The 13,576-nt window shown below is 62.3% G+C and carries 15 protein-coding genes; 9 read left to right on the top strand and 6 right to left on the bottom strand.

Annotation, left to right across the window (positions count from 1 at the left end; genetic code table 11):
• Nucleotides 1-18: 18 nt before the first annotated feature.
• Both ade and QKW60_RS19130 read right to left on the bottom strand, forming a co-directional pair.
• Nucleotides 19-1,716: an adenine deaminase gene (gene ade / locus QKW60_RS19135; protein ID WP_282371082.1), complete on the bottom strand. Its 1,698-nt coding sequence runs from the start codon at nucleotides 1,714-1,716 to the stop codon at nucleotides 19-21.
• Nucleotides 1,717-1,765: 49 nt separating this feature from the next.
• On the bottom strand, nucleotides 1,766-2,236 hold the full coding sequence (locus QKW60_RS19130) for an Lrp/AsnC family transcriptional regulator (RefSeq protein ID WP_282371081.1): 471 nt from the start codon (nucleotides 2,234-2,236) through the stop codon (nucleotides 1,766-1,768).
• A 187-nt stretch (nucleotides 2,237-2,423) separates the two neighbouring features.
• Between QKW60_RS19130 and QKW60_RS19125 the strand changes: the two genes are divergently transcribed.
• A complete protein-coding gene (locus QKW60_RS19125; RefSeq protein ID WP_282371080.1) occupies nucleotides 2,424-3,170 on the top strand; it encodes a maleate cis-trans isomerase family protein in 747 nt (248 codons plus the stop codon).
• 4 nt (nucleotides 3,171-3,174) lie between these two features.
• Here the strand turns inward: QKW60_RS19125 and hemE are convergent, their stop codons facing one another.
• Nucleotides 3,175-4,203, bottom strand: coding sequence for a uroporphyrinogen decarboxylase (gene hemE, locus QKW60_RS19120; protein ID WP_282371216.1), 1,029 nt, complete (start codon nucleotides 4,201-4,203; stop codon nucleotides 3,175-3,177).
• A 100-nt stretch (nucleotides 4,204-4,303) separates the two neighbouring features.
• Between hemE and hemC the strand changes: the two genes are divergently transcribed.
• A complete protein-coding gene (gene hemC / locus QKW60_RS19115) occupies nucleotides 4,304-5,254 on the top strand; it encodes a hydroxymethylbilane synthase (RefSeq protein ID WP_282371079.1) in 951 nt (316 codons plus the stop codon).
• Nucleotides 5,255-5,296: 42 nt separating this feature from the next.
• On the opposite strand, the gene QKW60_RS19110 is transcribed toward hemC, so the two are convergent.
• Nucleotides 5,297-6,022, bottom strand: coding sequence for a sterol desaturase family protein (locus QKW60_RS19110; protein ID WP_282371078.1), 726 nt, complete (start codon nucleotides 6,020-6,022; stop codon nucleotides 5,297-5,299).
• Between the two features lie 76 nt (nucleotides 6,023-6,098).
• Nucleotides 6,099-7,517, bottom strand: coding sequence for an FAD-binding oxidoreductase (locus QKW60_RS19105; protein WP_282371076.1), 1,419 nt, complete (start codon nucleotides 7,515-7,517; stop codon nucleotides 6,099-6,101).
• Between the two features lie 102 nt (nucleotides 7,518-7,619).
• Here QKW60_RS19105 and QKW60_RS19100 point away from each other — a divergent pair, with 102 nt between their 5' ends.
• From QKW60_RS19100 to rplA, 5 genes are all read left to right on the top strand, one after another.
• Nucleotides 7,620-8,357: a YceI family protein gene (locus QKW60_RS19100; RefSeq protein ID WP_282371074.1), complete on the top strand. Its 738-nt coding sequence runs from the start codon at nucleotides 7,620-7,622 to the stop codon at nucleotides 8,355-8,357.
• Between the two features lie 111 nt (nucleotides 8,358-8,468).
• Entirely contained in the window at nucleotides 8,469-8,663 is a 195-nt protein-coding gene (gene secE, locus QKW60_RS19095) for a preprotein translocase subunit SecE (protein WP_282371072.1), read from the top strand.
• A gap of 181 nt (nucleotides 8,664-8,844) precedes the next feature.
• Nucleotides 8,845-9,378 (top strand): transcription termination/antitermination protein NusG, encoded by a 534-nt coding sequence (gene nusG, locus QKW60_RS19090; RefSeq protein ID WP_282371070.1) that lies wholly within the window; start codon nucleotides 8,845-8,847, stop codon nucleotides 9,376-9,378.
• Between the two features lie 89 nt (nucleotides 9,379-9,467).
• Nucleotides 9,468-9,920 carry a 50S ribosomal protein L11 gene (rplK, locus tag QKW60_RS19085; RefSeq protein ID WP_263739263.1) on the top strand — a complete coding sequence of 151 codons (453 nt, stop codon included), beginning with the start codon at nucleotides 9,468-9,470 and terminating at the stop codon, nucleotides 9,918-9,920.
• A gap of 3 nt (nucleotides 9,921-9,923) precedes the next feature.
• On the top strand, nucleotides 9,924-10,619 hold the full coding sequence (gene rplA, locus QKW60_RS19080; protein WP_282371069.1) for a 50S ribosomal protein L1: 696 nt from the start codon (nucleotides 9,924-9,926) through the stop codon (nucleotides 10,617-10,619).
• 12 nt (nucleotides 10,620-10,631) lie between these two features.
• On the opposite strand, the gene QKW60_RS19075 is transcribed toward rplA, so the two are convergent.
• Nucleotides 10,632-11,849: a glycosyltransferase family 87 protein gene (locus tag QKW60_RS19075; RefSeq protein WP_282371068.1), complete on the bottom strand. Its 1,218-nt coding sequence runs from the start codon at nucleotides 11,847-11,849 to the stop codon at nucleotides 10,632-10,634.
• 703 nt (nucleotides 11,850-12,552) lie between these two features.
• Between QKW60_RS19075 and rplJ the strand changes: the two genes are divergently transcribed.
• Both rplJ and rplL read left to right on the top strand, forming a co-directional pair.
• A complete protein-coding gene (gene rplJ / locus QKW60_RS19070; protein WP_282371067.1) occupies nucleotides 12,553-13,068 on the top strand; it encodes a 50S ribosomal protein L10 in 516 nt (171 codons plus the stop codon).
• Nucleotides 13,069-13,134: 66 nt separating this feature from the next.
• Nucleotides 13,135-13,509, top strand: coding sequence for a 50S ribosomal protein L7/L12 (rplL, locus tag QKW60_RS19065; RefSeq protein WP_263739260.1), 375 nt, complete (start codon nucleotides 13,135-13,137; stop codon nucleotides 13,507-13,509).
• The last annotated feature ends 67 nt before the right edge of the window (nucleotides 13,510-13,576 follow it).

The raw sequence follows: 13,576 nt of genomic DNA, 5'->3' as shown, positions 1-13,576 counted from the left end.
TCCCACCTTACGTTTTGATTATCCCGGAATGATCTCGAACTTCGTCACGTCCACCATGCCCCGGTCGGTGATCTTCAGCGCGGGGATCACCGGCAACGCGAGGAAGGCGAGCTGTATGAAGGGTTCCTCCAGTGTCACGCCCAGATCCCGCGCCGCCGCGCGCAGGGCCACCAGCCGGTCGCGGACCGCTTCGAAGGGATCGAGACTCATCAGCCCAGCCACCGGAAGTGCCAGCTCGGCCAGAACGTTGCCACCCTGCGTCACTACAAAGCCGCCCTCAATCTCCGACAGCCGGTTCGCGGCCAGCGCCATATCGGCATAGTCAGCGCCGACGACAGCGATGTTGTGGTGATCGTGGCAGACGGTCGAGGCGATGGCGCCGGTCTTTAGCCCGAAGCCTTTCACGAATCCCGTGGCGATGTTGCCGTTCTTGCCATGCCGCTCCACCACCGCGATACGGATCAGGTCGCGTGCGGGATCGGGCCGCTTGTCGCCATCGGTGATCGCGATCTCCTCGCGCAGGTGTTCGGTGATGATCTTGCCTTCGATGATGCCGATCACGTCGGTTTCAACCCGGTTGGCGCGGGCACGGAAATTCTCAGGTCGTACAAGCGGAGCCCTGACCGAGCCGCGCCCGACCGGGGGGATCGTCTGCCGCGTGGCGAAGGCGGCATCGTTCACTACCCGTCCGCCACATAGCACAAGCTGGGCATGGCAGCCCTCAAGACTGTCGACCGCGACAATGTCGGCACGCCTGCCCGGCGCGATCTGGCCGCGATCCTTCAGCCCGAAGGCCTCGGCCGCCGAAAGGGACGCCGCGCGGTAGACGGCAAGAGGCGACGCGCCCTTTTCGATCAGCCGACGGATCATGTAGTCGAGATGGCCATGTTCGCCGATATCCAAGGGATTGCGGTCGTCGGTGCAAAGGCAGAGATAGGCCGAGGTCGCCTCGGTCAGGACAGGTGCCAGCGCCTCAAGATCCTTCGATACCGACCCTTCGCGGATCAGCACCCGCATCCCCTTCGAAAGCTTCTCCAGCGCCTCTTCGGCCGTCGTCGCCTCATGCTCGGTCCGGATGCCGGCGGCGATATAGGCGTTGAGGTCGCGGCCCGAAAGCTGCGGGCAATGGCCGTCAATATGACCGCCTTGGAAGAGCGCGAGTTTTGCCATCGCCCCCGGGTCACGGTGGATGACGCCGGGATAGTTCATGAATTCGGCCAGACCGATGCCTGAGGGATGGTTCATCAAGGGCGCAAGATCCGCCGCGTCGATCCGCGCGCCCGCCGTCTCCATATGCGTGGAGGGCACGCAGGAGGACAGTTGTACTTTGATGTCCATCAGCGTGTGGCGGCTTGCCTCCTGAAAATAGCGGATGCCATCGACGCCGATCACATTGGCGATCTCATGCGGGTCGCAGATCGCGGTCGTCACACCGCGTGGGGCAACGCAGCGGTCGAACTCAAAAGGCGTGACGAGCGAACTTTCGATATGCAGATGGGTGTCGATGAAACCGGGCACCAGCGTCAGACCGGTGACGTCGATCACCTCGCGCCCTTCATAATCCGCCCCGATCCCGACAATGGTATCGCCACAGACCGCGACATCCCCGCCGACGAGCGCGCCGGTCACGACATCAAGGATCTGCCCGCCCCTCAGAACGATATCCGCCGGTTCATCGCCGCGCCCCACCGCGATCCGGAGTTCAAGCTCAGTCATCCTCGTGCTGCCTTTCTTTCACCGGTCGCGTCGGCCGTCGGACAGTGCATCAGTCGTCGAGGCTGACAGCCAGCCCGACCTTGACCCGGTCCATGACGATAGAGGTGGTGAACTTGCTGACCTCAGGCGAGCCGAAAAAGTTCTCCTGCGTGAACCGCTGATACTCCTCGATATCCCGCACCACGAGGATCAGCATGAAATCGGCCTCTCCCGTCGTGTAGTAGCATTGCTGGACCAACGGCTCGACCCGCATCCGGCGTTTGAAGCTTTCCAACACGCTGGTGTTTTCCCGCTCCATCGACACTTCGACGATGATGGTCATGCTACGCCCGACCGCGCGCGGGCTGATCATGGCGATCTCTGCCTCAACCACGCCGGTATCGCGCAGTTTTTTCAGCCGTTTCTGTACAGCGGCAGGCGACAGGCCAAGATGCTCGCTCAGGACATCTGCGGTCTGGCGGCAGTTTTGCTGAAGAAGTTCGAGAAGCTTGAGATCGAATTTGTCGAGGGAATAGGACATGGCGGTGTTGGGACGATCCTGCTGCGGTTGATGTATGATGCAGGCAGCAAGGTGGAAATGCATCACACAAAATGCAGTTTGATACTAATTTCGGATTGCTATGGCGGATCATAGGGCAAACTTCGCCCTGAATTTGCGCTAAATGACAAGGATGGAGGCGATTGGCGCCGCCCGTTCGGGGGAAGCGATGAAGTTGCCGTTTGACATCGACGCGGGAATGGGCACGCGGGCCGCATTGGGCCTCGTCGTGTTGCCGGCAGACGAAACCCTTGAAACCGAGATGCGGTTCCTTGTTCCGGAACCGGACGTGGCGCTTTACCACACCCGCATCGTGATGCCGCCCGAGGTCACGACCGAGACGCTGGCGAGCATGGCTGACGCCCTGCCTGCGGCGGTCGCGATGCTGCCCGAAAGGTCGCTGGATGTGATCGGCTATGGCTGCACCTCTGGCGCGACCGTGATCGGTCCCGAGGGAGTACGGCAGCGTGTGCGGGAGGTGCATCCCGAGGCAGAGGTAACCGATCCGATCAGCGCCACGCTTGCAGCCTGCAATGCGCTGGGCGTCCGGCGTCTGGGTTTCGTGACGCCCTATGTCGAAAGCGTGTCGGCCGCGATGCGGGCCCTTCTTGTCGCGTACGGGCTTGAGATCACTGCCTTTGCGTCCTTTGAGGAGGGCGACGACAGGGTCGTGGCGCGGATATCGCCTGAAAGCATTCTTGCCTCCATCGAAACGGTGGCCGGGCAGGCCGAATGTGACGCTGTCTTTGTTTCCTGTACGAATCTGCGCGTGGCTGGGATTGCAGCCGAGGCGGAACGACGTATCGGCCGCCCGGTGATTTCCTCGAACATCGCGCTTGCCTGGCACATGCGTGCACTGGCCGGGTTGCCGATGGGCGTTGCCCCCGGGGTATCGCTCTTTTCGCGGGGTCTTTAGGCGCTCAGCCGCGCACGGCTTCGATCATCCGGTGCACGTTCTCGGGATCGGCATCGGGGGTGATCCCGTGGCCGAGATTGAAGACATGTGGGCCTTTTGAAAAGGCTGCTACGATCCGCTTCGTTTCGCTCACCAGCCTGTCGCCGCCGGTCACCAGCAGCGAAGGGTCGAGGTTGCCCTGAACGCAGCCATCCTTCTGCACATGCGCCGCCGCCCATTCCGCCGCCACCGAATTGTCGAGCGCGACGCAATCGGCGCCGGTGGCTTTCGCGAAGCCCTCGTAGCGGTCGCCCGCTTCCCGAGGGAAGGCGATGATCGGCAGGCCGGGATGGCGGGATTTCAGTTCCGCGATGATGCGTTTGGCCGGGGCCAGCGCGAAATCATCGAAATCCTGCCCCTTAAGCGATCCGGCCCAGCTGTCGAAAAGTTTCACCACCTCTGCCCCAGCCTCGATCTGGGCCGAGAGATAGTCGATGGTCGCGCCGGTCAGCAGGTCGATCAGCGCGGTGAAGGTCGCCCGGTCGCTTGCCTTCAGCGCGTGGGCCGGTCCCTGATCGGGGGTGCCGCACCCGGCGATCATGTAGGTGGCCACGGTCCAGGGCGCACCGGCAAAACCGATCAGCGTCACTTCCGGCGGCAGTTCCCGCCTGAGGATACGAACGGTTTCGTAGACTGGCCCAAGTGTTGTGTGAATGCCGTCGCGATCCTTCAGGCGCGCAAGGTCGCCCGGATTCCCGATCGTAGACAATCGCGGCCCTTCGCCGGTTTCGAACCAGAGATCGCAACCAAGTGCCTGCGGCACCAACAAAATATCTGCAAACAGGATTGCCGCGTCGAAACCATAGCGGCGGATCGGCTGCAACGTGACCTCTGCCGCGAGATCAGGGTTATAGCACAGCGACAGAAAATCCCCTGCCTCGGCCCTTGTTGCCTTATATTCAGGCAGATAGCGGCCCGCCTGCCGCATCATCCAGATGGGCGGGGTGGGCAGGGTTTCACCGGCAAGGGCGCGCAGGATTTTCTTGGTCATGATGCCTCCGTCGCCTCTTTGACCCCGCCCTGCGACGGGATGTCAAGGCGATCCCGGGGCTGGGCCCATTGCGCGGGCAATCTGTCGCGGCTATGCCGGGGGCATGATCAAACCTAGTGCTCAGAAACCATTGAAGATCGGCACCCGCGGCTCTCCGCTGGCGCTGGCGCAAGCCTTTGAGACCCGCACGCGGCTGATGGAGGCCCACGGGCTGACCGAGGATTGCTGCGAGATCGTCATCATCAAGACCACTGGTGACGACCGCGCGCTGATTGCGGCGGATCGTCCCCTGAAGGAGATCGGCGGCAAGGGGCTTTTCACCAAAGAGATAGAAGAGGCACTGCTGGCTGGCACCATCGATATCGCGGTCCATTCGATGAAGGACATGCCGGTCGAACAGCCTGCTGGGCTGGTGCTTGATTGCTATCTGCCGCGTGAAGACGTGCGTGATGCTTTCGTCTCTCCCAAGGTCGCCTCGCTTGCCGATCTGCCCGAAGGGGCGGTGGTCGGTTCGTCCTCGCTGCGTCGTCGCGCACAGCTTGCCAACCGGCGGCCGGACCTGAAGCTGGTGGAGTTCCGGGGCAATGTGCAGACACGACTGAGAAAGCTAGAGGATGGCGCGGCCACGGCGACGTTCCTTGCGATGGCCGGGCTCAATCGTCTGGGCATGGGCTATGTCGCGAAAGGCGCGATCGAGGTTGACGAGATGCTGCCCGCCGTTGCGCAGGGCGCAATCGGGATCGAACGGCGGGAAAGCTGTGAGCGCGCGCGCGAATTGCTGGCGGCGATCCACGATGCCCCGACCGCGGAACGGCTGACCGCCGAACGCGCGTTCCTCGCGACGCTCGACGGGTCGTGCGAAACGCCGATTGCCGGGCTTGCCGTGCATGACGGCGCGGGATTGTGGCTGCGCGGCGAAATCCTGCGTCCTGACGGGTCCGAGGTGATCCGGGGCGAACGGCGGTTTGCCGCCTCCGATGCGGCCGAGGCCGGGTCCGATCTGGCGCGGGAGCTTCTGTCGCAAGCGCCGTCGGACTTTTTCGACTGGCGTTGAGGGGGCCGAGCGTCAGCCGGAGTGTTTCCCAGGAACTGAATTTCAGGCGCGGGCGGCGCGGGTGATCTCGTCCTCGGTCAACCCGTAGCGACCGGCAAAGCGGTGTCGCGCCGCGACGAGGCGGGGATCGTCGGGGCGCATACCGAGTGTGCGGATGAAATCGATCCTTTGCTGGGATTTCAGCGCATCCTTGTCGATCGCCGTCCCCATCGCCCGGTCGATGATCTCGCCCCCTGCTGTGACGTGGAACCATTTCGAAAAGTCGCGGAAATGGTGCTGGTTGTGCAGCGTCGTCACATGGCGTTCGACAGCCGTCTTCCTCACCGGCAGATGGGCCGTGGAATGGAACCATTCATAGGCAAGGAAGGTCGTGCCGCCGCCGATCAGGACAATGGCCGCTGCGCCGGGAATGGCCCATGCGGCACCAAACAGGGCGAGAATACCCAAGACCAGCACGAAGTTGAGGGCAAGGGCCGGGAAGACCACGAAATCGGGCGCGAAAAAAAGCTCCCGGTTCGTCGGAAAGTCGTGATGCCCGTAATGCGCGCGGTAGAGAAGGTCGAACTGCCATTGCCGTTCGGGTGGCGGCAGGTGGAAGACGAACCGGTGCATGTTGTATTCGTTCAGCATCTGCGCCGGGATACCGAGGAGCGCCAGCGCCCAGAGCCACCAGATGCCGGAACCGGCGACGATACCGATGCCGATCATGATCGCGGCGGCAACGCCGAGGATCGAGCGGTGTCTGAACATCAGCGCCAGTCGTTCCATGTGCCCCTCCTGTCAAAGCGGCGCCAGAGTCCGTCGTTGGCTGGGTCAGGTCAAGCCTGACGCCGGGGCCTGGAGGTCAGGACGTCGCGTCGGGCAAGGTTTTTCCGGGGTTCAGAATCTTCTTCGGGTCGAATGCGGCCTTCACCGCCCGCATCATGTCGAGTGCCACGGGGTCCTTCCGCCGCCGCATTGAGGGAAGTTTCGACAGGCCGATCCCGTGTTCGGCCGAGAAAGAGCCGCCGAGTTCGCGGACGATTTCCTCAAGGTCTTCGGTCAGACGGTCGTCGAGTGCCGCGTCCTCGCGCGTGGGGAAGATGGCAAGGTGGATATTTCCGTCACCGAGATGGCCGACGGTATTGGTCCATGCGCCGGGGTCGAGTATTTGCAGCGCCTGCTGCATGCGGCTCAGAAACATCTCTACCCGGTCGAGCGGCAGGGCCACGTCGAAATCGACGCTATGGCCGACACCGGTCGCGATCTCGGCCGCCGCCTCACGCCGTGCCCAGATCGCCGCGCGCTGGGCCTCGGAGGATGCAATGACGGCGTCGAGGATCAGCCCCTCTTCCAGCATCGCGCCAAGCGTGTCTTCGAGAAGGGCCGTCAGGGGAACGGCACCGTCTGGTCCGGGCGTCGTGTCACGCGGGGCGGTTGCGCCAAGCTCGACAAGGATCGTCACATCATGGATTTCGGTGAAGGGCTGGCCGAGGTCGGGGCGGCGGTCCCGGAGTTGTTCCATATAATCGCGCGGCATGAATTCAAAGGCTTCGACTAGGCCGCCGGTCGCCTCCTGCAAGCGGTTGAGAAGCGTCAGCGCCGCGTCGAGCGACGAAACGGCCAGCATTGCGGTCGCATGGGCGCGGGGGGAGGGGACGAGTTTCATCACTGCCGCAGTGATGATGCCGAGCGTTCCCTCGGCGCCGATGAAGAGGTCTTTCAGGTCGTAGCCTGAATTGTCCTTGTGCAGTTCCGACATGAGGTTCATCACCCTGCCATCGGCCAGCACCACCTCCAGCCCGAGGCACAGCGCGCGGGTGGAACCGTAGCGCAGAACGTTTGACCCGCCCGCATTTGTCGACAGAACCCCGCCGATCGTGGCGGACCCGCGTGCCCCGAACCAGAGCGGGAAATAGAGGCCCTGTGTCGCAGCCGCGTCATGCAGTGACGACAGGATCACGCCCGCCTCGACCACCGCGACGCGGGCGTCGGGCCGGATGTCCCGGATCTGGTTCATCCGTTCGAGCGAGAGCATCAGAACGCCTTCGGCATGCGTCCCGCCGGTCAGGCCGGTTCGCCCCCCGGCAGGCACGACCGGTATGGATTCGGCCTGAGCCAGACGCAGGATGGCGGCGACCTCACCGGTATTCGCCGGACGCAAGACAGCAAGAGGGTGGCTGTCATACTTCCCTGTCCAGTCGCGACCATAGCGGTCGGCGTCGGCTCCGGTCAGGACATGGGCCGATCCGAGAAGATCGGCGAGGCGTGCGGTCAGGCTCATCATGGTCTCCGTTCCGGCGCCACTTTGAGCAGGCCGCCGGGAGAATGCCAGCGGATTGTCAGCGGCGGCGCTGTGCCGATCGGTGTGCGGAGACGGCTGCCCGTGTTGACTTCGCCCGGCATGGGTCGGATCGTGGTGCACGAGGTCATGAGGGTCATGGTAATGTTTCGGTCCGCGCTCTATGCCGCCCTTTTGACAGTCAGTTCCGGCACCGCCAGCGTGGCGGGGGAAAGCCCTGCCATCACGCCGAAGCCGACCGAAGCACCGGCAGGACATTATATACTGGACGCCGGTCACACCCGGCTGATGTTTTCCGTCAGCCACCTTGGCTTTTCCAACTACACGGCGTTTTTCACCGGGGTCGAGGCCGAGCTGGATTTCGATCCGGTGAGACCTAAGGCGATGCGCCTTGTCGTGCGGATCGACCCGGCCTCGGTCACGACGCTGTTCCCCGATCCTTCGGTAGATTTCGACGGGGTGATCGCGGGGGAGAGCTTTCTCGATGCGAAGGCCTATCCGGCGATGTCTTTCGAAAGCCGCACGATCCACCTGACCGCGCCTGACCGGGCAGCCGTCACGGGCGGCCTGACCCTGCATGGGGTCACCCGAACCATTACGCTCAGTGTGATCTTCAACGGTGGCTATGCCGGACACCCGCTCGACCCCGGCGGGGCGCGGATCGGCTTTTCCGCGACGGGCACTATCTGGCGGTCGGATTTCGGGATCGGATTCGGCATCCCGGCCCCGGGCACCACGCTGGGCATAGGTGATGAGGTTGCGATCCGGATCGAGGCAGAGTTCATCAATCCTGATGTTTCCGGTCCGCAGCTTGGCCCGTAAGGTGGGGTTTCAACCCACCGCCCCCGGATGAAACGGCCGGACAGGCTTGAATTTGCGCGCCGGGCCGCGTATCTCCCGTCCGTTGCAACGAGACCGAAGGCGAACACGACCATGGCCACCAATCCGCTCCAGTTCCTCCAGCAGGTCCGCTCGGAGACCGCAAAGGTTCACTGGCCGACCCGCAAGGAAGTTGTGACGACCACGATCATGGTCTTCATCATGGCGGCCATCACTTCTCTTTTCTTCTTCCTCGTCGACAGGATCATCCAGTTCGGGCTTCTGGCGGTGCTGGGGCTTGGCGGCTGATCGCGGGTCATTCGGCCTTGAAATTCAGGGCCAAGGCTTGTAGGTGAGGCCAACTTTCCCGGCTCCGGCGCGCAACGATTCGGTATGCGCGCTGTTTTTTGTTCGGGCGAAGCTGGGGCAACCCATTGGAATTCTGGAATAATCCGGTGACGTATCACCGGTCGAGCGGGGTCGAAGGCAGATGGCGAAGCGGTGGTATTCGGTGAGCGTTCTCTCGAATTTCGAGAAGAAGATCGCCGAACAAATCAAGCATTCGGTTGCCGAGAAGGGCCTCGAGGACGAGATCGACGAGGTTCTCGTGCCGACCGAGGAAGTGCTGGAGATCCGCCGCGGCAAAAAGGTGACGTCTGAGCGCCGCTTCATGCCGGGCTATGTGCTTGTGCACATGGAAATGACCGACCGGGGCTACCACCTGATCACCTCGATCAACCGCGTCACCGGCTTTCTTGGCCCTCAGGGCAAGCCGATGCCGATGCGGGACGCCGAAGTCAACGCGATCCTGAACCGCGTTGAGGAAGGCGAGGCCGCGCCGCGCAACCTGATCCGCTTCGAGATCGGCGAACAGGTGAAGGTGACCGACGGGCCGTTCGACGGCTTCTCGGGCATGGTTGAGGAAGTGGACGAAGATGCCAGCCGCCTGAAGGTGACGGTGTCGATCTTTGGCCGGCCGACGCCGGTCGAGCTGGAATTCACGCAGGTGCAGAAAGTCGCCTGACGTGTGAGCCGTGGGAGGCGAGGGCTACGGCCCGGACCGAACCACTAAACTGCACCCCGATTGGGTGCCAGTGATGAAGGAGAGGCCTGATGGCCAAGAAAGTGGTTGGGCAGCTCAAGCTGCAAATCAAGGCGGGTGCCGCAAACCCGTCGCCCCCCGTTGGTCCGGCTCTGGGTCAGCGCGGTATCAACATCATGGAATTCTGCAAGGCGTTCAACGCCAAGACGCAGGAGATGGAGCAGGGCGCCCCGGTTCCGACCGTGATCACCTACTATGCCGACAAGTCGTTCAGCTTTGAGACGAAGACGCCGCCGGCGTCCTTCTACCTCAAGAAGGCGGCTGGCCTGAAGCCGGTCGGCAAGCGTAACCGTCCGAAGGGTTCGGAAAAGCCGGGCCGTGAAACGGCTGGCTACGTGACCGTGGCCCAGGTGCGCGAAATCGCCGAAGCCAAGATGAAGGACCTTTCCGCGAACGACGTCGAAGCCGCGATGCAGATCATCCTCGGCTCCGCCCGTTCGATCGGTATCGAGGTGAAAGGGTAAGTCATGGCCAAGCTCGGAAAACGCACAACGGCCGCGAAGGCCGCTTTCGAAGGCAAGTCGAACCTTTCGGTCGAGGATGCCGTCAAGCTGATCAAGGGTGCCGCGTCGGCCAAGTTCGACGAGACGCTGGAAATCGCGATGAATTTGGGTGTCGATCCCCGTCACGCCGACCAGATGGTCCGCGGTGTGGTGACGCTCCCGAACGGCACTGGCAAGACGGTGCGCGTTGCGGTCTTTGCCCGCGGCGCCAAGGCTGATGAGGCCACCGCGGCGGGTGCCGATATCGTCGGCGCCGAAGACCTGATGGAGACGATCCAGTCGGGCAAGATCGAGTTCGATCGCTGCATCGCGACCCCGGACATGATGCCGGTCGTCGGCCGTCTGGGTAAGATCCTCGGCCCGCGCAACCTGATGCCGAACCCGAAGGTCGGCACCGTGACGATGGACGTGAAAGCGGCCGTCGAAGCGGCGAAGGGCGGCGAAGTCCAGTTCAAGGTCGAAAAGGCCGGTGTGATCCATGCCGGTATCGGCAAGGTCTCGTTCGACGAGGGCAAGCTGGCGGAAAACGTCCGCGCCTTCATCGACGCGGTCTCCAAGGCTAAGCCCACGGGCGCGAAGGGCACCTACCTCAAGAAGGTGTCGCTGTCCTCGACCATGGGCCCGGGCGTGTCGGTCGACCTCGCGTCGACGGGTGCCTGATCAATCTGACTGTTATTGTGGAAAGGGCGGGTCGCAGGCTCCGCCCTTTTCGTTTGAACCGTCGGCGGCAGCACCATGTCGTGTGATTTCGCGCTGGATCAGCAATGACTGAACAAGCAGGGCGACGGTACCGATCTGGATCGATGTCGCATCGGCAATGGCCGGCATGATCGCCGGCGCAATCCAGAGGCCCGCGAGAACAACCCGGTCCCCACGCAGCCAACCCTGGTCGGCCAGGTGACGTGTGAGCAAGGCCAGGCCGAGAAGACTAACGCCCATGTCATATCGGAAACAGAATGGCGTCAGCAGCAGCGTAGCGCTCAGCAAGGCGGAACCGCGCAGTGTCGCCGGGCAGGCACTGCGCCAGACGCGCCACAACCATGTCGCTGCCGCAAGCGATATCACCGCCTGACCTGTCAGCGACAAGTTGTGCTCTGCCCCGAGCAGCGACAGGAGCGCATAGATGCTAGGCTGCTGGCTCCACAGATCCCCAGAGGTCATGGCGACTCTGATGGTTTCACCATTCCGAAAAAAGGCAAGCCAGAGGTCAGTCCCAAAGGTCACGAATGTGATGCCGATGAATGCCAACCCAAACATCGCAATCGAACCGATGAAACGGTAGTCACGTGCCGCGATCAATACGATGGAAACGGCCAGACCAAGATGTGGCTTCGTCAGCAGCAACGCGATCATGAGTGCCGCGAGCCATCTTCTGCCTGCTGCACGGGCGAGCAGCGCCGCACCGAGAAGTCCCGCAGTCATCAATCCATTCTGACCCTGCAGAAGGCAGACGGCCACTACGGGTGACGCGTAGAGAAACAGGATGCCGATCCACCCCCTCACCGGTCTGTAGAAGGCCGATACAACGACCCAAATGACGACGGAGAAAGCCGAAAAAACGGCCAGTGCCGCGTGAAACGGCAATAGATGGAGCGGTTGAACAAGCAGAAAATAAGTTGGTGGATAGTGCCACAACAAGACGCCATCCGCCGAGGTGTAAGCCGCCTGCCGTTCTGCCATCGCAGCAGAATCGAACAGCATCGCCGCCCTGCCGTCGCGGTAGAGATCGCCGCTTAACCACATCGGGACAAAGTCGGTGCCGAGCCTCAACGCAGCCCAGCCATCGGGCGACACAAATGCCTCGGACAGCCAGATGGACAGGGCAATCGGCGGACAAATGGTCATGAACAGGATGACGGAACCGGGCGAGACGGCTTCTATCCTCGCCAAGATCCGTCCTAAATGCCCTGCTATGTTCCGATCACTCAATTCGAGATCCCTGCCAGCTGCCCATTCGACCGCCTTATGTACACGATGGCAATATCGGGCCGAGGCACCGTTGTGATCGTAGCGAATGCCCGGCGTTGGACAAGCGGGTTGTGGCCTAGCGAGATATGGCTGAACCACCCGCAACCATGTTTCAGATGGGCAGCGATGATTGCATCAGACAGTGTCAGTGGACGCCATAGACCGAGTACCCGACTACAGGAAGCGGCTGATGGTGTATCATCCTGCAATGAGTTAGCTACCCGGGGGGCGAGAGGTTAGGGGCGCTCATCCGAGCAATCAGCCCAAACCGGCTCGACATCTGGAAAGTCATCGTTCCCATGTATTGATTCAAGAGCTATCCGTGGGGGCCGCACGACCGAATGGCAGCACCAGAAGTGGGGTTGGCAATTTCGGTGCGTGCAGCTATCAACGCGCCTGCATGAGGAGCGTGCGATTCGTCGCACGCTTTTGTGCTTTCGTCCGAGACGGTGGGTTGGGGCTCAAAACCCCGGTAATTCCTGCCCGAGGCGGGATCAGTCATTATTCCTAGTGCTCGATACCGTCGAGCGCCCGGGCGGTGCTGGTTCCGTTAACGCGGACCAAACCGCCGGAGCGATCCGGTAGACTAGAGCCGGGGGGAAACCCCCATACTTGGAGCGTAACTGTGGATAGAGCCCAGAAAGAGAAAGTGGTCGAGGAACTCGGCCAGATCTTTGAAAGCTCTGGCGTCGTGGTGGTTGCCCACTACGAAGGCATGACAGTTGCTCAGATGCAGGACCTGCGCGCATCCATGCGTGAAGCGGGTGGGTCCGTCCGCGTCGCCAAGAACAGGCTCGCCAAGATCGCCCTTGAGGGAAAGCCCTGCGCAAGCATCGGCCAGCTTCTCACGGGTATGACCGTACTCGCCTATTCCGAGGACCCTGTCGCTGCTGCGAAGGTCGCGGACGCCTATGCCAAGAAGAACGAGAAGTTCGAGATTCTTGGCGGCGCAATGGGCGATACGGCTCTGGACCAGGCCGGTGTCAAAGCCGTGGCCGCCATGCCGTCGCGCGAGGAGCTTATCGCTTCCATCGTCGGCTGCATCGGCGCCCCCGCTTCGAACATCGCCGGGGCCATTGGCGCACCTGCTTCGAATATCGCGGGCATCCTTTCAACTTTGGAAGAGCGGCAAGCCGCGTGAGCAATCTAGTGCCTTCGTGGGGTGAAACCCGTCGTTGGAACACATACTTAGGAACGGAACAGAGAAATGGCTGATCTGAAGAAACTCGCCGAACAAATCGTGGGCCTGACGCTTCTCGAAGCGCAGGAACTCAAGACCATCCTGAAGGACGAATACGGCATCGAGCCGGCAGCCGGTGGCGCCGTCATGATGGCCGCTGGTCCGGCTGCCGCTGCTGAAGCCGCGGAAGAAAAGACCGAATTCGACGTCGTCCTGACCGACGCCGGTGCGCAGAAGATCAACGTGATCAAGGAAGTGCGCGCGATCACCGGTCTCGGCCTGAAAGAAGCCAAGGACCTCGTTGAGGCCGGCGGCAAGGTCAAAGAAGGCGCGGCGAAGGCCGAAGCCGAAGAGATCAAGAAGAAGCTCGAAGAGGCTGGCGCCAAGGTCGAGCTCAAGTAATCGTCCGGGGCTTCGGTCCCGACGTGAGAATATGGCTGGGTCCGGGCATTCCCCGGGCCCAGCCGAA

This window comes from Albidovulum aestuarii (genome assembly GCF_029961185.1).
GTDB lineage: Bacteria > Pseudomonadota > Alphaproteobacteria > Rhodobacterales > Rhodobacteraceae > Albidovulum > Albidovulum aestuarii.
Note: the sequence above shows the minus strand (reverse complement) of the source record. Positions and strands in the feature narration are given on the sequence as shown.